Source organism: Mycobacterium sp. NGS57, assembly GCF_059812405.1.
In genome coordinates this window covers 288,403-313,049 of sequence record NZ_JCALCP010000007.1, presented here as the reverse complement: position 1 = coordinate 313,049, position 24,647 = coordinate 288,403, and the positions used below count along the sequence as shown (strand labels likewise).

Sequence of the window (24,647 nt, the reverse complement as noted above, 5' to 3'; positions counted from 1 at the left end):
AGGTCACGATGCCCACCAAGCCGCGGTCCTGTGGGTGCGGGCTGCCGTTCAGGCAATAGACTCGGCCCGACGATGCGCTAACAGTTCTAAGGAGTCGGGGTGACCTCACCGAACGAGCCGGGCGCCCCCAACATGGGCGACGGCCTAAATGGGGATGGCGCGGCCGAGCGTGCCGGTGCGCACCGCGCGGCACCTCCGCAGGCCGGCCGGATCCAGGATTCCGGCGATGGGCCACCCCGGCAGCGCGGCGGTGCCCGGCCGTCGCACGCGCCGCAACGCGAGCCCGAGCCTCACCCCGAGACGAGGCCGTCGGGCCCGCCGGCCGGCGCCGACGCCCGGCTGAACCGCTTCATCTCGGGTACCGCCGCCCCCGGCGCCCGTCCGAAGAGCCCCCCGCGCGACCCGGACGCCCCGGCGGCGCGCGACCAGGTGGCCGCACCCGCCGAGGCCTACGCCAGCGAGTTGCCCGACCTGTCCGGCCCGATGCCGCGGCCGCCACAGCGCAAGCCCGCGCCGGACCGCGGTGCGGAGGGCCCGGGCCGGGCCGCCACCGCCGAAGGGCCGGAGAACCGGGAGGCCCGCGAGGGCCGCGAAAGCCGCGTCCAGGTGTCGCGGCGGACCCGCGGACCCGTTCGGGCCAGCATGCAGATCCGCCGGATCGATCCGTGGAGCACGTTGAAGGTGTCCCTGCTGCTATCGGTGGCGCTGTTCTTCGTGTGGATGATCGCGGTGGCGTTCCTCTACCTCGTCCTCGGCGGCATGGGCGTGTGGGCCAAGCTCAACAGCAACGTCGGCGACCTGCTGAACAACACCAGCGGCAGCAGCGGCGAACTGGTCTCCAGCAGCACCATCTTCGGCGGTGCCGTGCTGATCGGCCTGGTCAACATCGTCCTGCTGACCGCGATGGCCACCATCGCCGCCTTCGTCTACAACCTGGCGACCGATCTGATCGGCGGCATCGAAGTCACGTTGGCCGACCGCGACTAGCGCGGCGATCGCTCGCGAGAGTGCAGTTGGCGACGCATCGCGCCCGAGAGAGTAGGCGTCGGTAGTTGCACTTTCGCGGAAGGCTGCCGGCGGCCCGGCGCGGATCATGGGCTTTTGGGGGTGGGGCGGCGATTGCGGTAATCTCGTCGCTCGGCCGTACGGCGAGTACGGGCCTATAGCTCAGGCGGTTAGAGCGCTTCGCTGATAACGAAGAGGTCGGAGGTTCGAGTCCTCCTAGGCCCACAACCATGTGCCCGTCCAGACGTTGCGTGAGACTTGCATTGCCACTGGCATTGGTCGCGGTAGCGGCGGCGGTGGTGCGGTCACGGCGCGGGGTCGAGGTATGGCACGTGGCGGTGGCCGATCCGTCCGACCACAACCAGGGGCCTTAGCTCAGTTGGTAGAGCACCGCCTTTGCAAGGCGGGTGTCAGGGGTTCGATTCCCCTAGGCTCCACAGACTCCCCCGTATCAACCGGCGGTCGGCGGCTGGACCTCGCTGCGGGCCTCGAAACCGTCGCGATCGGAAGCATTCGGCCTTAACGGTTTCCGCCCAGCGACCCGACGGGAACCATCGGCAATGCATCCATGCCTTCGGCTGCGACGGGGTTATTCGTCCGCATGAACAGTCGAATAGGACGAGCCGAGGAAGCGTTGCACCAACGCGCGTTCGGCGGCGACGTCTTTCAAAGGCCAGCGCCACAGCGCCAGAAAGACACGGATCAGCCACTGCGCGGCGAGGGGGTCGTCCGCGTTCCCCAGCATTTCGGTCGCCAGGGCGGTGACCGCCGATGAGCTGGCGATCCACTCGTTGGCCGGGGTCGCGTGCACCGACCGCATCAGGTGGGCCAGCGGGTCCGAACGCAACCGTTCCAAGGCCACGATCGTCGCGGTCACCACGCGATCCGCCCCGTCGAGGCCCCGGATGGCGTCCCGTGCGGCGTCGACGATGCGCTCCGCATGGATGGCGACGACGGCGTCGCGAAGGGCGGCCTTGCCGCCGGCGTGCCGGTAAATCGTCGCGGGCGAGCAGTGGACCGCGGCCGCGAGGGCTTCGATCGTGAAAGCTTCGTATCCGCGGCGGGCGATGAGATCCGCGGCCGCCGCATGAATCCGCTCGGTGGCCTCGCTACGGCGATCTCGTCCCACCAACCAGTCGTCGCGCATAGGCCCCTCCGCAGCGGTGGTCGGAAACACTTTCCTCACGATGAGAATTTCTGATGGATAACTCTCAAGTCAATCCGCTGCTGGAAGCAAGGGCGCAACCGGGGCTGCAACCTGTGCCCGACCCGTGGCGCTCCTCAACTTCGCCGCGACCCATTGACGGCGCAGGCCGGCACATCGAGCCTGAACACATGCCGGTATTGGACTCTCCGATCAGGTTCTTCGGCGCCGAGGCGGTGCAGGATCCCTATCCGCTGTATGAGCGCATGCGTGCCGAGGCGCCGGTACACCGCATCGGTGACTCGGTGTTCTACGCGGTGTGCGGCTGGGACGCGGTGCAGGAGGCCGTCGAGCGGGTCGACGACTTTTCGTCGAATCTCACCGCGACGATGCTCTTCAACGACGACGGCACCGTCACCCCGTTCGACATGGCGCCCGCGGGAGAAGCCGCGCACGTGTTGGCCACCGCGGACGACCCGACGCACGCGGTGCACCGCAAGCTCCTGCTTCCGCACTTGTCGGCCAAGCGCGTCCGGATCATCGAGGAATTCGCCGCCCACACCGCCGAGCTGTTGTGGGAGCAGAACCTGCGCGACGGGGAGATCGAATGGATGAGCGCCATCGCCAACCGCCTGCCGATGATGGTAGTCGCCAAGCTGCTGGGGCTGCCCGAGGGCGACGTCGACAAACTCATTCGGCTCGGCTACGCCACAACCACACTGCTCGACGGCATCGTCACACCCGCCCGCCTCGAAGAGGCGTTCGCCGCGGCACTGGAGCTGTCGCAATACGTCCTCGAGCATTTCGAAAAGGCAAGCAGGGGCGACGAATACGGTCTGATCGGCGATCTGGCCGCGCGCTGCGCTTCGGGCGAACTCGAGCAACTGCCGGCACTGGGCATCATGCTCACGCTGTTCAGCGCCGCCGGTGAATCGACGGCGTCGCTGCTGGGCAGCGCGGCGGGCATTCTCGCCGAGCGGCCCGCGATCCAACGCCAGCTACGCGAAAACCCCGAACTGCTCGGCGCTTTCATCGAAGAGACGCTGCGCTTCGAAGCGCCGTTTCGTGGCCACTATCGCCATGTGTGGCGCGACACCACGCTGGCCGGAGTCCACGTGCCGGCCGAGTCACACCTGCTGCTCATGTGGGGGGCGGCCAATCGCGACCCGGCGCACTTCGACGCCCCGGAGGAGTTCCGCCTCGACCGCACCGCCGCCAAAAGTCACGTCAGCTTCGGCAAGGGCGTGCACTTTTGCGTGGGCGCGGCACTGGCCCGCCTGGAAGCCCACATCGTGCTGCGCATGCTGCTCGAGCGCACCTCGTGGATCGAGGCGATCGACGTCGGCGATTGGCTGCCGAGCATTCTGGTCCGGCGTCGGGAACGGTTGCGGCTGGCCGTGCGGTAAGCGGCTAGGGGCGCGGCTGGACGTCCACGCTCGGCGGACGCGACTGGGGCTCCTGGGGCTTCGCTCGCACCGAACGCCGCACGATGCTGAATGCGACGGCGCCGCCCGCCAGGACCGCGACGGCCGCGCCGGCGATCAGCCACGGGCGCGGCCTGCGGCGCTGGGACCGACGCGCCTCCTGCAGCGCCTCGGGCAGCCCCGAGACCACCTCGTGCGCGGCGGCCAATTCCAGGGCCAATGTCTCTTGGGCCGCGGCGATTTCGCGGGCGAGCCGGCCGTCCCGGTAGCGGTGGCGCAGCTCCGCCGCGGCCGACCGCGCGGAGTTGGCGCCCAGCCCGACGATCCCCCGCGCCAGATCCACGGGCCCCACTGTCGTATAAGTCAATCCGCGGGCCAATCGCTCCCGTGAGGTCAGCCGGGATTCCGTCTTAGCGCTCATCTGCCGCCCTTCCGTGCCGCTCGTCCGGTGCCTCATCAGACTGCCATCAGACTGACTTCAGCGGGCCACGTCCGCGCCCATTGTGCGCGCCCGTGTTTCGGTACCGAGTGCGGGCATGCCCGCGCGTGATGGCAGACTCTAGGCCCGTGACTAACAGCCCCATTCAGACCGCCACCGCAACGCTGCACACCAACCGCGGAGACATCAAGGTCGCCCTGTTCGGAAACCACGCCCCCAAGACCGTCGCCAACTTCGTCGGCCTGGCCCAGGGCACCAAGGAGTACTCGACCCAGAACGCGTCGGGCGGCCCGTCGGGCCCCTTCTACGACGGCGCGGTCTTCCACCGGGTGATCACGGGCTTCATGATCCAGGGCGGCGACCCGACCGGCACCGGCCGCGGCGGTCCGGGGTACAAATTCGCCGACGAGTTCCACCCCGAACTGCAATTCGACAAGCCCTACCTGCTGGCGATGGCCAATGCCGGCCCGGGCACCAACGGGTCGCAGTTCTTCATCACCGTGGCCAACACTCCCCACCTGAACCGGCGGCACACGATCTTCGGCGAGGTGACCGACCCCGATTCGCAAAAGGTCGTCGACGCGATCGCGACGACGGCGACCGACGGCAACGACCGGCCGGCCGAGCCGGTCGTCATCGAGTCGATCACGATCTCCTAGCGCGGCTTCCGGTCAGCGCTTCTTACCGCCCGCGTAGCCGGCGGCCGTGAGCGCATCGAGCACCGTCAGCGGGTCGGTCCCGAGGTCCCAACGGGAGAGGACCACCAGCCCGCCTTCGACCGATTCGACTTCGAGCAACCGCATCGTCCGCGCATGGCGACGGAACTCGGTGATCCGGATGATCTTGATGTCGGAGTGCTGCAATACCTGCGTTCTGAACCAGCCGCGCAGCACCAAACCGCCGGGGGTAATTGCCAGTTTGGGGCGAGCGCGCCACGTCATGCCCGCAAACAAGATCAGACCCGCGGCGGCAATGCCCGCCAAAATGCGGGCCGGCGCGTCTGTGACCACGGTCACAGAGGCGGTAGCCATCAAGACACCGACGACCCCGCAACCAGCGATTCCCGCCGCCGGCGGCGCCCAATGTGTTTGCTGCATGGGCCGGCTAGCCCCTTCCACCACTGCCGATGCGGTTATCCACAAGCGCTATCAACAGTGGGGATAAATAACACGCGTGTGATTGGCCGCCCGCAACGTTGCTGAACCAGTTACAAGCGGACCCCAAGATGAATTCATTACCGCAGGGATCCGGGTCAGTGCCAGCGCATCGTGAGCAACAACCCGGTGATCATGAAAGCGAACGCGATCGCGTAGTTCCATGGGCCCAGTTGCGCCATCCAGTTCAGGGCGGCCGGAGCCTGGCTTCCGACCGCGGCCAGCTGAAACACCATCAGCCAGACGAGCCCGATCAGCATGAGGCCGACGAACAAACACACGAACCACACGCTGGACGGCCCGACCTTCACCTTCACCGGCGTACGGCTGACCGAGCTGACGGCGAAGTCGTTCTTCTTGCGGACCTTGGATTTGGGCACGGTTACCTCGGGGGTGTCGCGGCAATTACGCTACGAGACTAACCCACCTGGCACCGTGACCAGGAAATGGAGCGCCAGTGAAGGACCCGCCCGGCCCGCCGAACCCGCGCCGTTCGCCGTGGCGCTTCGGCGTCCCCTTGGTGTGCCTGCTGGCGGGGTTGCTGCTCGCGGCGACGCACGGGGTGTCCGGCGGCGCCGAGATCCGCCGCAGCGACGCACCGCGCCTGGTCGACCTGGTCCGCGAGGCACAGTCGTCGGTCGATCGCCTCAGCGCCGAACGCGACGAGCTGGCCAAGAGGATCGATTCGGCGCACGGCCACTCGTCGGACGCCGCGCTGGCGGCGATGCTGCGGCGTTCGGCCGAGTTGGCCGCCGAGGCGGGAATGGACCCGGTCCACGGTCCCGGGCTGGTGGTCACCCTTCAGGACGCACAGCGCGACGCCAACGGCCGCTTCCCGCGCGATGCGTCGCCCGACGACCTGGTGGTGCACCAGCAGGACATCCAGGCCGTCCTCAACGCGCTGTGGAGCGCCGGCGCGGAAGCGATCCAGATGCAGGACCAGCGGATCATCGCGACCTCGGTGCCGCGCTGCGTGGGCAACACGCTGCTGCTCAACGGCCGCACCTACAGCCCGCCGTACGTGATCACCGCGATCGGCGACGCGCCGGCCATGCAGGCCGCGCTGACCGCCGCTCCCCTGGTCGTCCTCTACAAGCAGTACGTGGTCCGATTCGGCCTGGGCTATCACGAAGAGGTCAAACCCGACGTGCAGGTCGTCGGCCGGTCCGAGCCGGCGCGGACGCACTTCGCGCAGCCCGCCGGGCCGGTCGGGTACTGAGCGGCGCATCTGTGCCCCGGGCCGGACCGGTACCCTGACACGATGCGGATCCTGGTTGTCGACAACTACGACAGCTTCGTGTTCAACCTCGTGCAGTACCTCGGGCAGCTCGGCGTCGACGCCGACGTCTGGCGCAACGACGACGCCCGCCTGTCCGGGTCGCCCGACCCATCCGATCAGCATGCCGCCGTCGCCGCGCAATTCGACGGCGTCCTGCTCAGCCCGGGGCCGGGCACCCCGGAACGCGCGGGGGCCTCGATCGGCCTGGTCCGCGCGTGCGCCGAAAAGCGCACCCCCCTGCTCGGGGTCTGCCTGGGACACCAGGCCATCGGCGTGGCGTTCGGCGCCACCGTGGACCGCGCACCCGAGCTGCTGCACGGCAAGACCAGCAGCGTATTTCACACCAACATCGGTGTGCTGCAAGGACTTCCGGATCCGTTCACCGCGACCCGCTACCACTCCCTGACGATTCTGCCGGAGTCCTTGCCGGCGGCGCTGGAGGTCACCGCGCGCACCCAAAGCGGCGTGATCATGGGCGTGCGCCACCGCGAGCTGCCGATCCACGGCGTCCAGTTCCACCCGGAGTCGATCCTGACCGAGGGAGGGCACCGGATGCTGGCCAACTGGCTCGCCTGTTGCGGCTGGACGCGCGACGACACGCTGGTGCGCCGGCTGGAGAACGAGGTCCGCGCCGCGGTCGGACCGTATGTTTCGGAGGATGCGGCGGCTACTGGCCGAACTTCAGCGTGATGATGCCGTCGCGGTTGCAGCCGGCGCCCGGCGCCGGGTTCTGATAGACCACCCGGTGGGACTGGGAGCCCCCGGCGTCGACGTCGGCGCCCTTGTCCAGCACCCCCGTCCAGCCCAGCGCGCGTAGCCGCGGCTCGGCGTCCGCCCAGAACATGCCGGACAGGTCGGGCATGGTGAACTGGTTGCCCTTGGAGACCTGGATCTCGATCACCGAGTCCACCGGAACCGTTTGGCCCTTGGGCGGATTGGTGCCGATCACTTCGCCGGCCGGCTTGGAGCTGTCGACCTGGGTCTGGCTGAACTTGGTGAACCCGTAGACGGTCAGGTTCTTCTCCGCGACGTCGACGGTCTGACCGGCGACGTCGGGGACCTGTTTGGTTTCCGGCCCGGAGCCGACGATGACGGTGATCACGTTGGTAATGGCCGACGTCTGGTTGGCCGGTGGGTTGGTCCCGATGACCTTGCCCAGCAACTCCGGGGTGGATGGCGAGTTCGCGGTCTTGAACTTGCTGAACCCCGCGGCCTTGAGCTTGTTGACCGCGTCGGTGTAGCTGAGCGAGGAGACGTCGGGCAACTCCCGCTGTTCGGGGCCGGTGGAGACGTTGATGGTGATCTCGTCGCCGGCGCTGACGGACGCGTTGGCGGCCGGGTCGGTGCTGATGACGTGATCCGGCGGCACCGTCGAGTCCGGCTTCTGCAGCGTGCGCGTCTTGAAGCCATGGTTTTGCAGCGTGGCGATCGCGTCGGCGGACACCTGGCCGCGCATGTCGGGCACCTGAACGTCGCGGGTGCTGCCGCCGAACGTGTTGAACGCGATCACGACGACGATCGTCAGCACCGCCAGCACGGCGACGGCGACCACCCAGCGGCCGATGGAACCACCGGGCCGATCGGTGTCGGCGTCGTCGAAGTTCTGGCGCGGCAACGGGTCGGTGCGCGGCCCGTGGCTGGGCGCGGTGGACGACAGGTACGAGCTGCGTTCGGCGTCGGTGAGCACCTTGGGCGCCTCGGGTGTCTCGCCGTTGTGCACCCGCACCAGGTCCGCGCGCATCTCCGCGGCGGTCTGGTAGCGGTTGTCAGGATTCTTGGCCAGCGCCTTGAGGACGACGGCGTCCAGGTCGGCGGAGATGCCCTCGTGCCGCTTCGACGGCGGCACGGGATCTTCGCGCACGTGCTGGTAAGCGACCGCGACGGGCGAGTCACCGGTGAAAGGCGGTTCGCCGGTGAGGATTTCGTAGAGCACACAGCCCAACGAGTAGACGTCGGAGCGGGCGTCGACGGAGTCGCCGCGGGCCTGTTCGGGCGACAGGTACTGCGCGGTCCCGATTACGGCGGCGGTCTGGGTGACGCTGTTGCCGCTGTCGGCGATCGCGCGGGCGATGCCGAAGTCCATCACCTTGACCGCGTTGGTGGTGCTGATCATGATGTTGGCCGGCTTGACGTCGCGGTGGATGATGCCGTTTTGGTGACTGAAGTTCAGCGCCTGGCAGGCGTCGGCGATGATCTCGATGGCGCGCCGGGGCGGCATCGGTCCGTCGGTGTGCACGATGTCGCGCAGGGTGACGCCGTCGACGTACTCCATGACGATGTACGGCAGCGGACCGGTCGGTGTTTCCGCCTCGCCGGTGTCGTAGACCGCCACGATCGACGGGTGGTTCAGCGCCGCGGCGTTTTGCGCCTCGCGGCGGAAACGCAGATAGAAGCTGGGATCACGGGCCAGGTCGGCGCGCAGCACCTTCACCGCGACGTCGCGGTGCAAACGGACGTCGCGGGCCAGATGAACTTCGGACATGCCCCCGAAACCGAGGATCTCGCCGAGCTCATAGCGGTCGGACAGGTGCTGCGGGGTTGTCATCGCGGTGTCTCGTGTCGAGCCGGCGATGCGCCGGGCCTGAAGGGGGCCCAGCCGTGTCCATGCGGCTCGCTCTGAAGTCCAGAATTACCTATGCTCCCGCGATCCGTCCAATCCAGGCGCAGACGTGGCGCGGCCCCACCGGGCGTCTTGCTCGCCGGCGCGGTCGCCGGCGGGGGCCCGGTGTCGGTGACCATCGGCGGCTGCTGCTGATTGTCCCCGCGGGAATTGATGACGATGATCACCGCGATCAAGATCGCCAGCGCGCCCAGGACCCCGGCGGCCCACAGCAGCGCGCGCTGGCCCGACGAGAACGTGCGCCGGGCCGGGGGCCGGGAACGCCCGGTGGACGGACCGGACCGGCGGGTGGCCGGGGCGCGACTCGGCCCGACCGCGGTGGCCCTGGCGTGCGGGCTGGACGGGATGGCCGCCGGCGAGGCGCGACCCGGGGGAGGCGACTGGCTGGGCCGCGGCGGCCGGCGCCCCGCGCGCACCGCGGCGACGGCATCGGCGAACGGTCCCCCGCTCCGGTAGCGCATCTGCGGATTCTTGACGAGGGTGATCTCGATGAGTTCCCGCACGTTCGGCGGCAGTTCGGCGGGCAGCGGCGGCGGGGGCTCCTTGATGTGTTTCATCGCCACCGTCAACGCGCCGTCGCCGGTGAACGGGCGCTTGCCCGAAACCACCTCGTAGCCAACGACTCCCAGCGAATAGACGTCGCTGGCCGGGGTCGCGTCGTGGCCCAGCGCCTGTTCGGGAGCGATGTATTGGGCGGTTCCCATCACCATCCCGGTCTGGGTCACCGGCGCGGCGTCGACCGCCTTGGCGATGCCGAAGTCGGTGATCTTCACCTGGCCGGTCGGGGTGATCAGGATGTTGCCCGGTTTGACGTCGCGGTGCACCAGGCCGGCGGCGTGCGCGACCTGAAGGGCCCGCCCGGTCTGCTCGAGCATGTCCAGCGCGTGCCGCAGCGACAGCCGCCCGGTGCGTTTGAGGACCGAATTCAACGGTTCGCCGTTGACCAGCTCCATCACCAGGTAGGCGGTGCGCCCCTCGCCGTCGAGCTGGCTCTCACCGTAGTCGTGCACGGCGGCGATGCCCGGGTGGTTGAGCATCGCGGTGGTGCGCGCCTCGGCGCGGAACCGCTCGATGAACTCGGGGTCCTGGGAGAACTCCTGCTTGAGCACCTTGACCGCGACGCGCCGGCCCAGCCGGCTGTCCACGGCCTCCCAGACTTGGCCCATGCCACCGGTGGCGATCAGACGCTGCAGGCGGTACCGGCCTGACAGCGTCACACCAACTCGCGGGCTCATGGTCCTCCCTGTAGCGCGGCCTCGATCACCGCCCGCCCGATCGGCGCGGCGAGCGCGCCCCCGGTCGCGGACAGCTCGTTGGCGCCGTTCTCCACCAGCACCGCCACGGCAACCTTCGGCGTCTGCGCGGGCGCGAACGCGATGTACCACGCGTGCGGCGGAGTATGACGTGGGTCGGTGCCATGCTCTGCGGTACCCGTCTTGGATGCAATCTGCACGCCGGGAATCGCCCCTTTCTGCTGTGCGACCTTCTCGGCGCCGACCATCAGCTCTGTTAGCTTAGCGGCGACCTGCGGTGACACCGCGCGGCGCTGCTGGTAGGGCGCGGTGGTGCTGATGTTGGAAAGGTCGGGTCCCTTGAGGCTGTCGATCAGGTAGGGCTGCATCGTCACCCCGGCGTTCGCGACGGTCGCGGCGACCTCGGCGTTTTCCAGCGGGGTCAGGGCGACGTCCTTTTGGCCGATGCTCGACATCCCCAGCGCGGCGGCGTCGGGGATGACCCCGACCGTGGATTCGGCGACCTGCAGCGGAATGACGCTGGGCGTGCTGTCCAGCCCGAACGAGCGCGCCATGCTGCGCAGCGCGTCGGCGCCGGTCTGCAGGCCCAGCTGAACGAATGCCGTGTTGCACGACTGGGCGAACGCCTGGCTGAGCGACACCGTGGGCTCGGTGCCGCACGGCGCGCCGCCGTAGTTCTGCAGGGTGGCGGTGCTGCCCGGCAGGGGAATGGAGGGCGCCGCGGTCAACTTCTCGGTTTCGGTCGCGCCGGCCTGCAGCGCCGCCGCGGTGGTGATCACCTTGAACGTCGAACCCGGCGGATACGTCTCCGAGATGGCCCGGTTGGTCAGCGGGTTGTCCGGGTCGTCGCGAAGTTGCTGCCAGGCCCGCGCCTGCACAGCGGGATCGTGCGACGCCAGCAGGTTGGGGTCGTAGGACGGCGACGACACCATGGCCAGAATCTTGCCGGTCGACGGTTCCAGCGCGACGACGGCGCCCTTGCACGGCGGTCCGCCGCAGCCCTGTTGCATCGCATCCCAGCCGGCCTGCTGGACGCGCGGGACGAGCGTGGTGTCGACGTTGCCGCCGCGCGGATCGCGGCCGGTGAAAAAGTCGGCCAGCCGGCGCCCGAACAGGCGCTCGTCGGACCCGTTCAACAGCGGGTCCTCGGTGCGTTCCAGGCCCGTGCTCGAATAGCGCAGCGAATAGAAACCGGTCACCGGGGCGTACGCGGCGGGGTCGGGATAGACCCGCAGGAAACGGAATCGGCTGTCGGTGGCCACCGAGTAGGCCAGCAGCTGACCGCCCGCGATGATCTGGCCGCGCTGGCGCGAGTACTCGTCGAGCAGCACCCGCTGGTTGCGCGGGTCGGCCCGCAGCCCCTGGGCGGCGAAGACCTGGGTCATCGTCGCGTTGAGCAACAGCAGCACCACCAACGCCATCACGGTGACCGAGATCCGGCGGAGAGAGGCGTTCATACCCGCTCGATCACGTCGGTGCCGGCCGCCGCGATCGGCGACGGGTTGCGCGCGCGGGTGCGCAGGGGGCGCCGGGCGCTGTGCGAGATCCGCGCCAGGATGGCCAGCAGGATGTAGTTGGCCAGCAACGACGACCCGCCGTACGACATCCACGGTGTGGTCAGCCCGGTCAGCGGGATCACCCGCGTGACGCCTCCGACGACGATGAACAGCTGGATGGCCAGCGTCGACGACAGACCGGCGGCCAGCAGCTTGCCGAAGCTCTCGCGGGTGGCGATCGCCGTGCGCAGGCCGCGGACGATGACGATCGTGTACAGCATCAGCAGTGCCGCCAGGCCCACCAGGCCGAGTTCTTCGCCGAACGCGGCGATGATGAAGTCGGTCGAGGCCGCCGGAACGGTGTCGGGCTGGCCGTTGCCCAGACCGGTGCCGAAGATGCCGCCCGTCGCGAAGCTGAACATCGCCTGCACCAGCTGGTAGCCGTTGCCGTCGGGATCGGAGAACGGGTCCCACCACATTTGCACCCGAACGCGGACGTGGTCGAAAAGGAAATACGCCGCGGCGCTTGCCGCGGCGAACAGCACCAGCCCGATGACGACCCAACTGAAGCGCTGGGTGGCGAGGTAGACCACCACCAGGAACGACGCGTAGAGCAACAACGACGTGCCGAGGTCCTTCTCGAAGACCATCACGCCGACCGAGATCACCCACGCCGCCAGCAGCGGGGCCAGATCCCGGGGGCGCGGCAGCGTCATGCCCATGACGTGCTTGCCGACGCTGGTGAACAGCCTTCGCCTGGCGATCAGCACCGCCGAGAAGAAAATCAGCAACAGGATCTTGGAAAATTCGGCCGGCTGAATCGAGAAGCCCGGCAAGCGAATCCAGATCTTCGCGCCGTTCTGCTCGGACAGGGATGCCGGCAGCAGCGCCGGGATCGCCAGAAAAACCAGGCCCGCGATGCCACAGATGTAGCCGTAGCGCGCGAGTTGGCGGTGGTCTTTCAAGAACGTGACGACCAACGCGAAGGCGGCCACCCCGACCACGGTCCACAGCAGCTGCTGGGTGGCGCTGGGATGACGATGGCCACCCAGCTCGTTGCTGACGAGATCGAGCCGGTGGATCATCACCAACCCAAGTCCGTTGAGCAGAGCCACAATTGGCAACAGCAGCGGATCGGTGTAGGGCGCAAACCTCCGGACGGCCAAGTGCGCGCTGCCGAACATGGCAGTGAAGATCAGCCCGTAAGTGACCAGGTTCCAGCGCAGGTCGCGGTCCTGGTTGGCCTGGACGATGAGCAACGCGGCGACGGTGATCAGCGCGGCAAAGCCCAGCAGTAGCAGTTCGGCATTGCGCCGGGTGGGCAGCGGAGGAGTGACCGCCACCGGCGGCTGGACTTGTGTGGTCATGCCACCGCCCGGCAGTCGATGCCTGGCTTCAGGGGGGCTGGCGGGAGTGTCGTCAGCGTCTGGGTGGGAGACGGTGACGTGGTCGCGGGCGCGGTTGGCGCGGTGCTTGCGGTGGTGCTGCTGGGCGGGGCGACGCTGGAGGAGGTCGGAGAGGTCGGGGGCGCTGGGGATTTCGGCTCACTGGTGCCCGCCGGGGCGGGCGGCGCGGGCGAGGCGGGCGGGGACGTGGCGCGCGGCGGCGGACACGGCGGCAGCAGGGAGTTGGCCGACAATTCGCGCAACTGCGCGATGGCGTTGTCCAGGGTGCCGGCCGGCAGCCCCGCCTGGACCTGAGCGCGTTCGGGCGGGCGCAGATCCTGCAGTTGCATCAGGCGGCATTCGAGATGAGTGCCGGTCTGGCTGGAGCTGATCAGGGACAGGTCGTTGCGGGCGTTCAGGCAGCCGATCAAATACGGCTCGTGCAGGGACATGCCCAGCAGGGATCCTTGTATCCCGCGCAGGATCGACACCATGCCGTTGTATTCGGCGACGTAGTAATTGCTCCGGATGATGGCCCGGCCGATGCCCAGACCCGCGAGCACCAGCAGCACCACCAGCGTGGCGACGAGCGCCATCCGCCGCCGTGGCCACCGCGGGCGCTTCGGCGGCTCCTCTTGTGGCGGAACGCGTTTGGTGACCTCGTCGCGGGGCCGGATCGCCGACGCGCGTCCGGCGGAGGTGTTGGGCAGGGTCAGCTGGTCTTCTTCACCGGAGACCGCGCCGGCCAGGATCGGCTGTGTCTGGCCGTAGTCGTAGTCGACGACGTCGGCGACCACCACGGTGACGTTGTCGGGACCGCCGCCGCGCAGCGCCAATTCGATGAGGCGATAGGCGCTTTCGGCCACGTCGGGGATCTGCAACGCTTCTTGGATGGTTTCGTCGCTGACCGGATCGGACAAGCCGTCGGAGCACAGCAGGTACCGGTCGCCGGCGCGGGCTTCGCGCATGGTCAGGGTGGGCTCGACCTCGTGGCCCGTCAGCGCCCGCATGATCAACGACCGCTGCGGGTGGCTGTGCGCCTCCTCGCGGGTGATCCGCCCTTCGTCGACCAGGGTTTGGACGAACGTGTCGTCCTTGGTGATCTGGGCGAGCTCGCCGTCGCGCAGCAGGTAGCCACGCGAGTCGCCGATGTGCACCATTCCAATCCGGTTGCCGTCGAACAGGATTGCGGTCAGCGTGGTGCCCATCCCCTCGAGGTCGGGCTCCATCTCGACCTGCGCGGCGATGGCCGCGTTTCCGGCGCGCACCGCCGAGTCGAGCTTGGCGAGCAGGTCGCCTCCGGGCTCGTCGTCGTCGAGGTGGGCCAGCGCGGCGATCACCAACTGCGAGGCCACCTCGCCGGCGGCGTGACCGCCCATGCCGTCGGCCAACGCCAGCAGACGCGCCCCGGCGTACACGGAGTCTTCGTTGTTGGTGCGTACCAGGCCGCGATCGCTGCGGGCGGCGTAGCGCAGGACCAGGCTCACGGGCGCAACTCGATCGCCGTTTTGCCGATTCGAACCGGCGTTCCGAGAGGAACCCTTACCGCAGTCGTCACCTTCGCCCTGTCGAGGTAAGTGCCGTTGGTCGATCCTAGATCTTCGACGTACCACTCCGACCCGCGCTGAGAAAGCCGCGCATGCCGTGTCGAGGCGTAGTCGTCGGTGAGCACCAGGGTCGAGTCGTCAGCGCGTCCGATCAGCACCGGCTGACCGCTGAGTGTGATGCGGGCGCCGGTCAGCGCCCCCTCGGTCACCACCAGATAGCGTGCGGCGTGGCGACGCTGGCGTGCCGGTAACAGGGTGCCGCGCAAGGCCAGCCCCCGGCGGACCATAACGGCGCCGGTGGGGGCGTAGATGTCGGTCCGAAGGATCCGCAGCACCGACCAGATGAACACCCATAACAACATCAAAAATCCGGCTCGCGTCAGCTGCAGTACCAATCCCTGCATCTGGCGTCCTTTCCGTCCTGGCGCCGCACCCCTCGTCGTACCCGTGACACCGAGCACATCAGCAACGTCACGATACTTGGACGGGCGTCGACGCGGGGCGAAGCACGGCAGCTTTGGGCCCGGTGCGTCTAGTGGATGCGAACGATGATCTCCGAGTGGCCCAAGCGGATTACGTCGCCGTCGGCCAACTGCCACTCCTGTACCGGTGAGTTATTGACGGTGGTGCCGTTGGTCGAGTTGAGGTCGGAAAGCAGTGCCACCTGGCCGTCCCAGCGGATCTCCAGGTGACGCCGCGACACGCCCGTGTCGGGCAGCCGGAACTGCGCGTCCTGGCCGCGTCCGATGATGTTGGAGCCGTCGCGCAACTGGTAGGTCCGGCCGCTGCCGTCGTCGAGTTGCAGGGTCACCGTGGTTCCGGCGGCCGCGTAGCCGCCCTGGCCGTAGCCCCCGTATCCGCCGGCCTGCTGGCCGTAGTCGGCTGAGCCGTAGTCGGCGGGCTGGCCGTAGTCGGGCGGCTGGCCGTAGTCGTACTCGCGGTGTGCGGTTTCGGCGTATCCGCCGCCCTGCGGGGCGTACCCACCCCCCGGGACGCTCTCGGCGTACTGGGTGTAGTCACCCTGGCCGTACTCCTGCTGGCCGTAGCCCCCGCCCTGCTGGTAGCCCTGGTCGTACCCGCCCTGGTCGGGGTAGCCCGGTCGTTGCTGCTCGGGCGCGCCCTGCGGGGGCGCGTAGGAACCCTCGTCCTGGCGAGCCGGCCCGCGGCCGTATTCGCTGTAGCCCTGCTGCGCGGCGCCGGGCTGCCCGGCCCCGGGCGGGCCGTAACCGCCGCCCTGGCGGTAGCCCTGATCGCCCGGACCGCTCTGGCCATAAGCTTGGCCGCCGTAGCCGCTGGGCGCAGGTGGGCGCTGCTCGTAGGACTGCGGGTAGCCGCCGCCCTGCTGCTGGTCGGGGTAGCCACCCTGTCCTTGGTCGGGGTAGCCGCGGCCCTGGTCGGGATAACCATGCTGTTGGTATCCGCGCTGGTCCTGGTAGCCGCCCTGGTCGGGGTAGCCCCCGCGCTGGCCTTGGTAGCCGCTCTGCTCCGGGTAGCCGCCCTGCTCGGGGTAGCCGCCCTGCTCGGGGTAGCCGCCTTGGTGCTGGTAGCCGCCCTGGTCGGGGTAGCCGCCGCGCTGGTCCGGGTAGCCGCCCTGCTCGGGGTAGCCGCCCTGCTCGGGCGGGCGTGGGGGCGGGTAGCCGCCCTGCGCCGGGTGGCCGCCTTGCTCGGGTGGATAACCCCCGCGGGGATCCGGTTCGCCCTGCGGATCCGCGCCACGCTGCTCGTCTTGCGGGCGCCCGTAGCGGTCGTCGTAATACTCATCGCCGGGCCGGCCCTGCCCCTGACCCCCGTGGTAGCTCGAATTGTCAGTCATTGCTGCTACTCCTCGTTCTGCGCCGAACGCGTCATTTGATTGTGGCCGGAGGGCATGGTTGACCGGCGGGCGGGGTTCGACATCGGGGTTGACAGCACCGCGGGCACGGTACTGGCCGGTATGCAGGCTCGACGACTGCTCGAACCGGACGACCACATCACCATACGTTTGCCACCCCTGTTCGTAGATATAGTCGGCCACGTACCTGGCGAAAGCGCTCGAAGTGAGATCCGTGTCCGTTCCCACCTTCGCAAAGTCGTGCATACCGAGGGTAATGATGTATTCGTTCGGGGCCAAAAGACGATTTCCCTGCAGCGCGCGGACGCCGTCCTCGGCTTCCCTCCGCAATAGCGTTTCAACCTCTTGGGGGACGACCGGTCCGCCGAATACCCGGGCGAACGCGTTGTCCACGGTCGCCTCGAGCTTGCGCTCGATGCGCTGAACGAGCCCCCTTTGGCTACTCATTTCGCAGCGCTCGCCCGCAGCTCTCGTCGTGTGTCGCGGGCCTGAGGCAATCGAACCGCCCGCGTGTCTATCACCCCAGCATGCTATCGGGATAGCGCGACGCAGTGGCACCGTGGAAATTCTGAGAATCGCGTCGGCGCAGTTCAGAGGTGGCGTGTGGGCTGCGGACGGCCGCCAGGCCCCGCCGGCTCGATTGGGGCACACCGCTATTAGAGTGGTATGGTCCACCGGTTGTTTTCCGGGCGAGTGGCGGAATGGCAGACGCGCTGGCTTCAGGTGCCAGTGTCCTTCGGGACGTGGGGGTTCAAGTCCCCCTTCGCCCACAGTCAGTACAAGCTGCTGCGCGCGAGGGCCTGTCGACGCAGGCCGTTGCCCTCAAGGCCGTCGATCAGTCCCTCGAAAACCGCGAGTTGCGCCGCGCGGCTCTGCTAGCCCAGATCCTTGAGGAGGATGCCGGACTGCTGCGGCGGCTCGCTGACGCGTGAGGACCGAGTACCTCGACCTCGACGACCTGCTGGCGTCCGCTGCCGCCTATCTTGGGCGCCCACCACAGGTCCGCGACTTCGGTCTGCTCGAATCGGCTCTCGCCAGACCGTGCGCCTCGGTGTTTGGACAGGACGCCTATCCGACGATTCACGAGAAGGCCGCCGCGCTATTGGAATCGTTGGTTAAAAACCGTGCACTGATCGACGGCAACAAGCGGCTCGGCTGGGTCGCCGTGCGGCTGTTTTACGGCTACAACGGCTACACGATCTCGGCGACGGAGGACGAGAAGTTCGATCTGGTGATCGCTGTGGCCACCGGCGAGCTGGACACGGTCGGCACGATCGCCCACCGATTATCTGCAATGGCTGAGTCAGCGTAGTCTGGCCGACCAATCCTCGGCTTCGCGCCGCGCAGCGACATGGTTGCGGCCTACAACACCCACCTCTTAGTACGGCGCATGCGCACCGCGAGCTTCGGCATCACTTGACCACGAATGCGATGGCGCCGGCGATAGCACATTCCATGGGCGGGCCGTTGGTACAAGAGCGTTTCAGCGGCTGAGGGGACTGTAAAAGACCAGTCCGTTCCCCTTGTTGTCGTAGACGACGGCGCGTCGTTCGTGGGCGTCGTCGTAGGGGCCTTTAACGATGCCGCCGCCACTGGCCTCGATTGCCTTCGCCGCGGCGTCGACGTCGGCGGTCTTGATTCCGACGACCACCTGCCCGGGGATCGGGTGGTCGACCGCGGTGGCCAGTGCGAGGGTGACGGCGCCGCCGTCGAGGGCCGCGAAATGGGCCCCGTCGCGGAACTTCAGCGGCATGCCCAGGGTCTCGCTGTAGAACCGGATCGACTCGTCCAGGTTGTCGGTCGACAAGACGATCATGCGCACTTCGTGGTCGCTCAATGCTGCCTCCCGTGGCTCGATCCCCTTACCCTATCCCCGTGAGCAGCAACCGAATCCCCGGTGGAGTGGTCCACGAGTTGCCGTCGGATCTGCGTCAGGCGTTGACCGCCAACTCCACGGCGTTAGCCGCCTGGCAGGACATCACGCCGCTGGCGCGCAACGAGTTCATCTGCTGGGTCGAAGACGCCAAGCAAGAGGCGACGCGACAGCGGCGCATTCGCCGCACCCAGGAGGAGCTGGAGGAAGGCAAGCGCCGCCCGTGCTGCTGGCCGGGCTGCAAGCACCGGGAGCGTACGGGCAGGTAGGCCATCAGAGGTGAATTGACCGATGCGCCGTAATTAGTACCGTAGCGAGCAGCTCAGGAAAGGCTTGGAATGCTCGTCACGGCAGGACACCGGTGTGGGGCGCGAAAGCCCGCGGGACGGTTACTCAGGCCTGCGTAGCTGCGGGCGGTGTGATGGGGCTCCCCTATATCGATGTGCAAGCGCTGATCGCCGAGGCCGGCGGCGATCCGTGGGCGATCAACGCAAGTCTTCAGTCGGGCAGCCCGTCGCAGATTTCCAATCTGGCCGAGGCCTTTCATCGCGCGGGGCGGTGCACGGCGGAGGCCGACAGCGCGTTCGAACAGGCCCGCGCCCGCTTCGAGGCCGCCTGGAATCACCAGGATGGCGGACATCCCATCAACGACTCCGACGAAGTGCAGCGGGTGACGAAATCGTTGGGAGCGCAGTCGTTGCAGCTACCCAACATCGGTGCGGACCTCGAGAACATTGCCGCGGCGTTGGCCGCCGCGCAGAAAGCCGCGGCCGCGCAGATCGCCACTTTAGATGCCCAGTTGAAGGTCATCTCGGACCTGGTTGGCGAGGCCGTCGCGATGTTGAACGACCAAAGCCTCAGCGCGGCGGACAAGCAAGCGCTGCATGCCTTTATCGACACGTGCGAAGGCGACGCGCTGCGGGATACCAAGACGGCCCTGGCCGCCCTGCACGCAATTCGCAACGCCTACTCCGATGGCCTTCAGCAATCGCTGAGCACTCTTCACGCCGACGGGTATGACGGCGCGGTCCTGCATGGCGTCGACAGCGATGGCGCGTCTCCGCCGTCTGCGGCCCAGCAGGGTGCGATGGCGGACATCCGGCAAGTCACGAACCAGGCCGTGGTGGACCAGATGGGCAAGGTGCGCGCGGCGCAGGAGGCGCTCAACAAGGCGATGGCCGACCTCTATGTCCACGGCCCGGGCTCCCCCGAAGGCGACGCCGACAGCGCCAAGTTGCCCAAACTCAAGGCCGATCTCGCGCATGCCCTCGATGACCTGGGCAAGATTCCCGACTACGACAACATCGACCCCGCGTCGGTGAGCATCAGTCCCGACGGCCATTTCATGTTCACCTACAACGTCAACGGCCAGCCCGTCCAAGTCGTCGGCCAACTCAAAGACGGCACGGGCGGGTTCTTCGACCAGGCCACCGGCACCAACTACACCTTCACCGGCGGCAAGTTGACCGGCATGCGCACGCTTGATCCCGGACAGGTGCAAGCGACGCCCGAACCGCTGTGGAGCGCCATCACGCTAGCGGTCGGGGGGCCAGAACTGAAGGCCGGCGGCGAGGCGGCCTGGCAGGGCCTGAAGACGCTTTTCAGTCGGCAAGCGTTGGAGGGCCTGACGTCCGAAAATGTGCTGGCCCGGGGACTAAGCGGTGCCGAGATGCGCGAGGAAATCGCTAAAGCGGCGCTGCCGCCTCGTGGCGAACCCGGCATCGGCGGTGACCCTGTACCCAGCACCCATCCCCTCGAGCCACCGCCGGTCGAGCACGCGCCTCCGGCTGCGCACGGCGACGCGCCGGTCGACCACGCGCCCGTTGGCCCGCATGCGGCGGTCGTCCCCGACGGCCCGACGCCGCTGCCGCCGGATCACCCTCCGCCCCCGCCGCTGCCCTCGGATCATTCGCTGTTCCACGGGTACACCCCGGTTGAACCAGGCCCGGAGTTCACCCACCCTGACGGCAGCCTGATCTACCCCGACGACACCTTGGCGACCAAACCGTACGCAGTGCCCGGAACAGTCGTTCCGGACGCCGATCTCGCACCCGGTACCGTGCTGAGCCGTTTCGGTCACCCCGGCGGTTCATACCTGGCACCGGAAGGAACTCCATTTACACAACTCTCTTTACCGCCAGACAGCGCCGTTAAGCCGTTCTATCAATATGTTGTAGCGGACCCATCTGCGCTACCGCCAGGTTGGCATATAGAGGAGTCGAAAGTAGCGCCTTGGTTCCACCAACCCGGTGGCGGGCAGCAATTCCGAATCATTAGGCCGGACGGCACAAATGGTACGGTGGAGCAATTGGAACGTTACGGCGTGGTGCGGCGGATACGGTGAAAATGGCAGACCTTTCTCTCTTATCGACCATCTGGTTGCAGTGGGCCCCCAAAGCCGGCCTGACTGGTGTGTCCACGTCATCAAATTGCGGCGATTGCGTAATCGTATTTCAGGCAGCCGACTATGCAGTCCATCTTCGCAATAGCGGCAATGATTGGCAGGTCGATGTCGTCGATGACCGGGGCCAGCGACGCAATGATGTGGCACGATTTTCGAGCTTCGACCTCGTAGAGAAGTACCTCGCTTGGGACTGGGCGACTCTAGCTAGGTCCGGTCTGGCGTCCGGTCCGCTAGGCGCCGATCTTTACAAGCTTGGATATGCGCCCGGAATCGAAGTCGCCGAGCTAGACAAAGGCAATATTGAACTGTACTTTAACGGTGATTGCGCCACTCTAGTTGTCGGAGATGCCACGATTTTCAGCCACATCATGAAACGATCACTAGACGAGCTATTGAATACCGCCAGGGCAGCAGGACTTTGATGAAGAACCTCATCTCCTAAGTCTTCGGTTCATTCTCCAGTTACGACCGCAGCCACTGGGAAGTCTATGGCGCGACCGGATCGGTGATGTCGTCGAATTCGGGATGCTTCTTGAGCACCGTGGCCACCATGGAACACACGGGAACGATGCGCTTGCCGTCGTCGCGAGCCCCGTTGAGCGCCTCCTCGACGAGGATGGTCGCCAGGCCGCGCCCGCCGTACGCCGGGTCGATCTCGGTGTGGTGGAAGACGCGCTGGTTGCCACGGTCGGCGAAGTCGGCGAGGCCGACGGTGGTGCCGTCGACGGCAATAGTGTACCGACCTTCCTCCTTGGTGACGACGGCTTCTGCGCCGGTCTTGTCGGCGGTCATGGGTGTTCCTTTCTTTGCGGTGGTGATGAGCGAGGCCGCAGCCGGGTCGTCGGCAGCGGCGGTGCCGGTAGTCGGGCGACCCGGCCGCGGTAGCCCGTGACCGCACCGAAGCGCTCGTCGGCGTCCTCCCACAGTCGGCGGTAGCCGACGATGTCTTCATGACTCCGCCCGACGAAGTTCCACCACATCACCAGTTCTTCGCCGAACGGGGCCCCGCCCAGCAGCAGGACCCGGGCGGGCCCTTCACTGACATTGCGCAAATGCAGCGCCGGCGCTCCGGGACCTTGGTAGCCGAGGTCGCCGACCGCCAGGCTAGTCTCGCCCATCGCGACGGGCCCTAAGTCGCACAGCACCCCGTGCTCGAAAGCGGGGTCGACGTCGATGTCCAGCGCGGCGGTCGGTTCCAGGTCGATCTGCGCGCCGAGTAGCGGTGTGAACGTGTGCACCGGCGAACGGCTGCCGCCCAGCTCGCCGAGAAACACGCGCGCCGTGCCGCCCGGAAGCGACGCCGCCGGGGGCGCGTGGTGGGCGAAATCGCGGCCGGTGTCGCGGTCGGAGTCGGGTAACGCCACCCACAACTGCACCCCGTGCAGGACGTCGCTCGTCTCGACCGACACCTCCGAGTGGCAGATGCCGGTGCCGGCCGTCATCAAATTAAGTTCGCCGGGCCGGACCATGGCGTGGACGCCGGCGCTGTCACGATGCTCCACTTCCCCGCGGAATAGCCAACTCACGGTTTGCAATCCGGTGTGGGGATGGGGCGGGACGTCCATGCGTGCGCGCACGGGACCGTAGTGGTCGATGAAACACCACGCACCCACCAGCGAACGTTGCCGTTGCGGAAGCGGGCGCTGCACCCGGATCGCCCTGGGCCCGCCCAGCGGAACCTCTCGTGGACGCAATACCTCGACGCCCGCGGTAACCGACGCGCCGCAAGCGACTTCGGCCGGCGCAGTCTCGAGGTTGCTCACTGGCCCGACGCTACGCCGTGTGGCGATCTCATCGGCCCGGCGGCCGGAGCACCTTCATGGCGAGCCGCATAACCGGCTCGGGGACGCGATCCTGCATCGACAGCGCGGCATCGGCGGCGCGGGACCGCAAGGGGGTGCCCCGACCAAAAAGCCGATTCAGCGGTCCCCCGGTCGGCTCGATCACCACGTGCAGCGGCGGGGTCCCCACGGCGGCGCCCAGCGCATTGGAGATGACCATCCGCTGGATCTCGCTGGTGCCCTCAAAGATGGTGTACAACTTGGCATCCCGATACCACTTCTCGACAGGGTGGTCGGTGATATAACCCCAGCCGCCCATGGTCTGGATGGCGCGTTCGGTGGCCTTCACCGCGACCTCGCTGGCGGCGAATTTCGACATCGAACCTTCGCCGCGTTCGAAGGGCACGTTGTTGGCGGCCATCCACGAGGCGCGCCAGGTCAGCAGCCGAGCGGCGTCGATCTGGGTGGCCAGCTCCGCCAGCGGAAAGGCGATGCCCTGGTTGTCGATGATCGGGCCGCCGAACGCCTCGCGCTCGGTCGCATACCAGGTCGCGTATTCCAATGCGGCGCGGGCGATCCCGATCGCCTGGGCGGCCACCATCGGGCGGGTCTGTTCGAAGGTGCCCAACGTCGCCGAGCCGGAACGCGTCCCCCCGGCCACCACCTCACGGGCCTTGGCGAGCTTGTGTTCCAGCTTCTCCTCTCCGCCAAGTAGATTGGCGCCCGGAACGCGCACGCCCTCGAACAGCAACTCGGCGGTGTGCGACGCGCGGCAACCCAGCTTGTCGAGCTTTCGCACCAGTTTCAGCCCGGGCGTCCCGCCGGGGACCACGAACAGTGCCTGGCCGCGGTGGCCGAGTTCCTCGTCGACCACGGCGTTGACAACGTGCACGTTGGCGATGCCGCCGTTGCCGATCCACATCTTGTGGCCGTCGATGATCCAGTCGTCGCCGTCGCGGCGCGCCCGAGTGCGCAGGTTCCGCACGTCGCTACCGCCCTCGGGCTCGGAAATCGCCAGGGCCGCGAGCTTGATATCGCCTGGCGTGCCGAAACATTCGGGCGCCCACTCCAGCATCTGCTCCGGCGACGCGGCCTGGCCGATCGCCGACAGCGCCAGCGCGGGCATCACGATCGCCAAACCGATTCCGGCGCAGCCCCAAAACAGCTCCTCCATGAACATCGGCAGCGAAATGCCGGTCGGGTCGCCGATCAGGTCGCGGTAGAACAGCGGGCTGTAGAAGCCTCGCTGGGCGGCCTCCTCGAGCACCGGCCACGGAAACTCCTGGCGCTGGTCGTAGTGGAGCGCCACCGGGCGGATGACTTCTTCGGCGAACTCGTGGGCGCGCCGGGCCAGGTCGTGTTGCGCCGCCGTCGGCGTCAGGTCGAACGTCATGGATGCGCCTTTGGGTCGACAGACTCGGTCGTGCCAAGCCCGTCTACCCCGTTGGCTGGGGCAACAAACTGCTCTGAGCGGGTCCGACGGGAGGTCAGGCGGCGTTGCGCGGGCCCACTTGCGCGATCGGCAGGTGCAGCACGACGGCTGCGACGGGAGTCGCCTCATGCTCGTGGCGGGCCAGCAGGCTCGCGTTTTCGGGCAGCTGCCGCGGGTTGATTTCTCCGGTGGCGATGCGACGCAGGACGTCGTGGGCCCGGGCGAGCTGTTCGCGCTTGCGGTACTGGCCGCCGGGCAGCTTGACGCCGGCCCAGACCCCGTACTCCTCGCGGTGCTCGATGGCGTGCTGGGCGCAGCGGCGCTGCTGTGCCAGCGGGCAGCGGCGAAGGCACTGGATCCGCGCCTCGGTAGCCGAGCGCTCGTAGGCCCGCGCCTTCGCCGCGCCGTCACCACCGTCGTCGTCGGGATAGCCGAACCACAATTCCGGGTTGGCTGCGCAGGGGTGTCCCATGTCGGTCTCCTTGTCGGCGGTGAAACGTAGGCAAAAGCGTATATCCAGATAGGGCGTCGGCGCAAGAGAAACGTGACAAAAACGTATATCTGCTGGGTGCGACCCCGG

At 67.8% G+C, this 24,647-nt stretch carries 25 protein-coding genes and 3 tRNA genes; 12 read left to right on the top strand and 16 right to left on the bottom strand.

Going from position 1 to position 24,647, the window contains the following annotated elements; translation table 11 throughout:
* Nucleotides 1–99 precede the first annotated feature (99 nt).
* From AC5Y43_RS15885 to AC5Y43_RS15875, 3 genes are all read left to right on the top strand, one after another.
* Nucleotides 100–987, top strand: a complete 888-nt coding sequence (locus tag AC5Y43_RS15885) for a DUF3566 domain-containing protein (protein WP_499973947.1) — start codon at nt 100–102, stop codon at nt 985–987.
* 169 nt (nt 988–1,156) lie between these two features.
* Nucleotides 1,157–1,230 (top strand) — tRNA-Ile (locus AC5Y43_RS15880).
* 139 nt (nt 1,231–1,369) lie between these two features.
* Nucleotides 1,370–1,442, top strand: a tRNA-Ala gene (locus AC5Y43_RS15875).
* Nucleotides 1,443–1,594: 152 nt separating this feature from the next.
* Here AC5Y43_RS15875 and AC5Y43_RS15870 read toward each other — a convergent pair.
* Nucleotides 1,595–2,152 (bottom strand): TetR/AcrR family transcriptional regulator, encoded by a 558-nt coding sequence (locus AC5Y43_RS15870; RefSeq protein WP_499973946.1) that lies wholly within the window; start codon nt 2,150–2,152, stop codon nt 1,595–1,597.
* A 188-nt stretch (nt 2,153–2,340) separates the two neighbouring features.
* Between AC5Y43_RS15870 and AC5Y43_RS15865 the strand changes: the two genes are divergently transcribed.
* Nucleotides 2,341–3,555 carry a cytochrome P450 gene (locus AC5Y43_RS15865; RefSeq protein ID WP_499973944.1) on the top strand — a complete coding sequence of 405 codons (1,215 nt, stop codon included), beginning with the start codon at nt 2,341–2,343 and terminating at the stop codon, nt 3,553–3,555.
* Between the two features lie 4 nt (nt 3,556–3,559).
* Here AC5Y43_RS15865 and cwsA read toward each other — a convergent pair whose 3' ends face one another.
* The gene (cwsA, locus tag AC5Y43_RS15860; RefSeq protein ID WP_499973943.1) at nt 3,560–3,994 is read right to left on the bottom strand and encodes a cell wall synthesis protein CwsA; all 435 of its coding nucleotides are present in this window, start codon (nt 3,992–3,994) and stop codon (nt 3,560–3,562) included.
* Nucleotides 3,995–4,122: 128 nt separating this feature from the next.
* Between cwsA and AC5Y43_RS15855 the strand changes: the two genes are divergently transcribed.
* Nucleotides 4,123–4,671, top strand: a complete 549-nt coding sequence (locus AC5Y43_RS15855) for a peptidylprolyl isomerase (RefSeq protein WP_499973941.1) — start codon at nt 4,123–4,125, stop codon at nt 4,669–4,671.
* Nucleotides 4,672–4,683: 12 nt separating this feature from the next.
* Here AC5Y43_RS15855 and AC5Y43_RS15850 read toward each other — a convergent pair whose 3' ends face one another.
* Both AC5Y43_RS15850 and crgA read right to left on the bottom strand, forming a co-directional pair.
* On the bottom strand, nt 4,684–5,109 hold the full coding sequence (locus tag AC5Y43_RS15850) for a PH domain-containing protein (RefSeq protein WP_499973940.1): 426 nt from the start codon (nt 5,107–5,109) through the stop codon (nt 4,684–4,686).
* A gap of 155 nt (nt 5,110–5,264) precedes the next feature.
* Complete coding sequence (crgA, locus tag AC5Y43_RS15845) at nt 5,265–5,546, bottom strand: cell division protein CrgA (protein ID WP_499973938.1); 282 nt, start codon at nt 5,544–5,546, stop codon at nt 5,265–5,267.
* Between the two features lie 77 nt (nt 5,547–5,623).
* Here crgA and AC5Y43_RS15840 point away from each other — a divergent pair, with 77 nt between their 5' ends.
* Together AC5Y43_RS15840 and AC5Y43_RS15835 are read left to right on the top strand one after the other, a co-directional pair.
* On the top strand, nt 5,624–6,385 hold the full coding sequence (locus AC5Y43_RS15840; protein ID WP_499973937.1) for a DUF881 domain-containing protein: 762 nt from the start codon (nt 5,624–5,626) through the stop codon (nt 6,383–6,385).
* A gap of 42 nt (nt 6,386–6,427) precedes the next feature.
* Nucleotides 6,428–7,135, top strand: coding sequence for an aminodeoxychorismate/anthranilate synthase component II (locus AC5Y43_RS15835; protein WP_499973936.1), 708 nt, complete (start codon nt 6,428–6,430; stop codon nt 7,133–7,135).
* Here AC5Y43_RS15835 and pknB read toward each other — a convergent pair.
* The 7 genes from pknB to AC5Y43_RS15800 all read right to left on the bottom strand — a co-directional run bounded on the left by pknB (nt 7,113) and on the right by AC5Y43_RS15800 (nt 17,024).
* Entirely contained in the window at nt 7,113–8,990 is a 1,878-nt protein-coding gene (pknB, locus tag AC5Y43_RS15830; protein WP_499973935.1) for a Stk1 family PASTA domain-containing Ser/Thr kinase, read from the bottom strand. The genes AC5Y43_RS15835 and pknB overlap by 23 nt on opposite strands.
* The gene (locus AC5Y43_RS15825; protein ID WP_499973933.1) at nt 8,987–10,300 is read right to left on the bottom strand and encodes a serine/threonine-protein kinase; all 1,314 of its coding nucleotides are present in this window, start codon (nt 10,298–10,300) and stop codon (nt 8,987–8,989) included. The genes pknB and AC5Y43_RS15825 overlap by 4 nt, the downstream gene beginning before the upstream one ends.
* Complete coding sequence (gene pbpA / locus AC5Y43_RS15820) at nt 10,297–11,775, bottom strand: D,D-transpeptidase PbpA (protein WP_499973931.1); 1,479 nt, start codon at nt 11,773–11,775, stop codon at nt 10,297–10,299. The genes AC5Y43_RS15825 and pbpA overlap by 4 nt, the downstream gene beginning before the upstream one ends.
* Nucleotides 11,772–13,181, bottom strand: coding sequence for an FtsW/RodA/SpoVE family cell cycle protein (locus AC5Y43_RS15815; RefSeq protein ID WP_499973930.1), 1,410 nt, complete (start codon nt 13,179–13,181; stop codon nt 11,772–11,774). Before AC5Y43_RS15815 ends, pbpA begins: the two co-directional genes overlap by 4 nt.
* On the bottom strand, nt 13,178–14,686 hold the full coding sequence (locus AC5Y43_RS15810) for a PP2C family protein-serine/threonine phosphatase (protein WP_499973928.1): 1,509 nt from the start codon (nt 14,684–14,686) through the stop codon (nt 13,178–13,180). The genes AC5Y43_RS15815 and AC5Y43_RS15810 overlap by 4 nt, the downstream gene beginning before the upstream one ends.
* Nucleotides 14,683–15,150, bottom strand: a complete 468-nt coding sequence (locus AC5Y43_RS15805; protein ID WP_499974039.1) for an FHA domain-containing protein FhaB/FipA — start codon at nt 15,148–15,150, stop codon at nt 14,683–14,685. Before AC5Y43_RS15805 ends, AC5Y43_RS15810 begins: the two co-directional genes overlap by 4 nt.
* 128 nt (nt 15,151–15,278) lie before the next feature.
* A complete protein-coding gene (locus tag AC5Y43_RS15800) occupies nt 15,279–17,024 on the bottom strand; it encodes an FHA domain-containing protein (RefSeq protein WP_499973927.1) in 1,746 nt (581 codons plus the stop codon).
* Nucleotides 17,025–17,264: 240 nt separating this feature from the next.
* Here AC5Y43_RS15800 and AC5Y43_RS15795 point away from each other — a divergent pair.
* Together AC5Y43_RS15795 and AC5Y43_RS15790 are read left to right on the top strand one after the other, a co-directional pair.
* Nucleotides 17,265–17,347: transfer RNA gene (locus AC5Y43_RS15795), tRNA-Leu, on the top strand.
* A 158-nt stretch (nt 17,348–17,505) separates the two neighbouring features.
* Nucleotides 17,506–17,889 (top strand): type II toxin-antitoxin system death-on-curing family toxin, encoded by a 384-nt coding sequence (locus tag AC5Y43_RS15790; RefSeq protein ID WP_499973925.1) that lies wholly within the window; start codon nt 17,506–17,508, stop codon nt 17,887–17,889.
* A 171-nt stretch (nt 17,890–18,060) separates the two neighbouring features.
* Here the strand turns inward: AC5Y43_RS15790 and AC5Y43_RS15785 are convergent, their stop codons facing one another.
* Complete coding sequence (locus AC5Y43_RS15785) at nt 18,061–18,414, bottom strand: VOC family protein (RefSeq protein ID WP_499973923.1); 354 nt, start codon at nt 18,412–18,414, stop codon at nt 18,061–18,063.
* 38 nt (nt 18,415–18,452) lie between these two features.
* Here AC5Y43_RS15785 and AC5Y43_RS15780 point away from each other — a divergent pair, with 38 nt between their 5' ends.
* From AC5Y43_RS15780 to AC5Y43_RS15770, 3 genes are all read left to right on the top strand, one after another.
* A complete protein-coding gene (locus AC5Y43_RS15780) occupies nt 18,453–18,719 on the top strand; it encodes a YdeI/OmpD-associated family protein (RefSeq protein WP_499973921.1) in 267 nt (88 codons plus the stop codon).
* Nucleotides 18,720–18,871: 152 nt separating this feature from the next.
* Nucleotides 18,872–20,794, top strand: coding sequence for a TNT domain-containing protein (locus AC5Y43_RS15775; protein ID WP_499974038.1), 1,923 nt, complete (start codon nt 18,872–18,874; stop codon nt 20,792–20,794).
* Between the two features lie 2 nt (nt 20,795–20,796).
* Nucleotides 20,797–21,276: an Imm61 family immunity protein gene (locus tag AC5Y43_RS15770; protein ID WP_499974036.1), complete on the top strand. Its 480-nt coding sequence runs from the start codon at nt 20,797–20,799 to the stop codon at nt 21,274–21,276.
* Nucleotides 21,277–21,340: 64 nt separating this feature from the next.
* On the opposite strand, the gene AC5Y43_RS15765 is transcribed toward AC5Y43_RS15770, so the two are convergent.
* From AC5Y43_RS15765 to AC5Y43_RS15750, 4 genes are all read right to left on the bottom strand, one after another.
* Nucleotides 21,341–21,646, bottom strand: coding sequence for a GNAT family N-acetyltransferase (locus AC5Y43_RS15765; RefSeq protein WP_499973919.1), 306 nt, complete (start codon nt 21,644–21,646; stop codon nt 21,341–21,343).
* Nucleotides 21,643–22,617: a pirin family protein gene (locus AC5Y43_RS15760; RefSeq protein ID WP_499973918.1), complete on the bottom strand. Its 975-nt coding sequence runs from the start codon at nt 22,615–22,617 to the stop codon at nt 21,643–21,645. Before AC5Y43_RS15760 ends, AC5Y43_RS15765 begins: the two co-directional genes overlap by 4 nt.
* A 28-nt stretch (nt 22,618–22,645) precedes the next feature.
* Complete coding sequence (locus tag AC5Y43_RS15755; protein WP_499973916.1) at nt 22,646–24,028, bottom strand: acyl-CoA dehydrogenase family protein; 1,383 nt, start codon at nt 24,026–24,028, stop codon at nt 22,646–22,648.
* Between the two features lie 94 nt (nt 24,029–24,122).
* Nucleotides 24,123–24,539 (bottom strand): WhiB family transcriptional regulator, encoded by a 417-nt coding sequence (locus AC5Y43_RS15750; RefSeq protein WP_499973914.1) that lies wholly within the window; start codon nt 24,537–24,539, stop codon nt 24,123–24,125.
* Between the last annotated feature and the right edge of the window lie 108 nt (nt 24,540–24,647).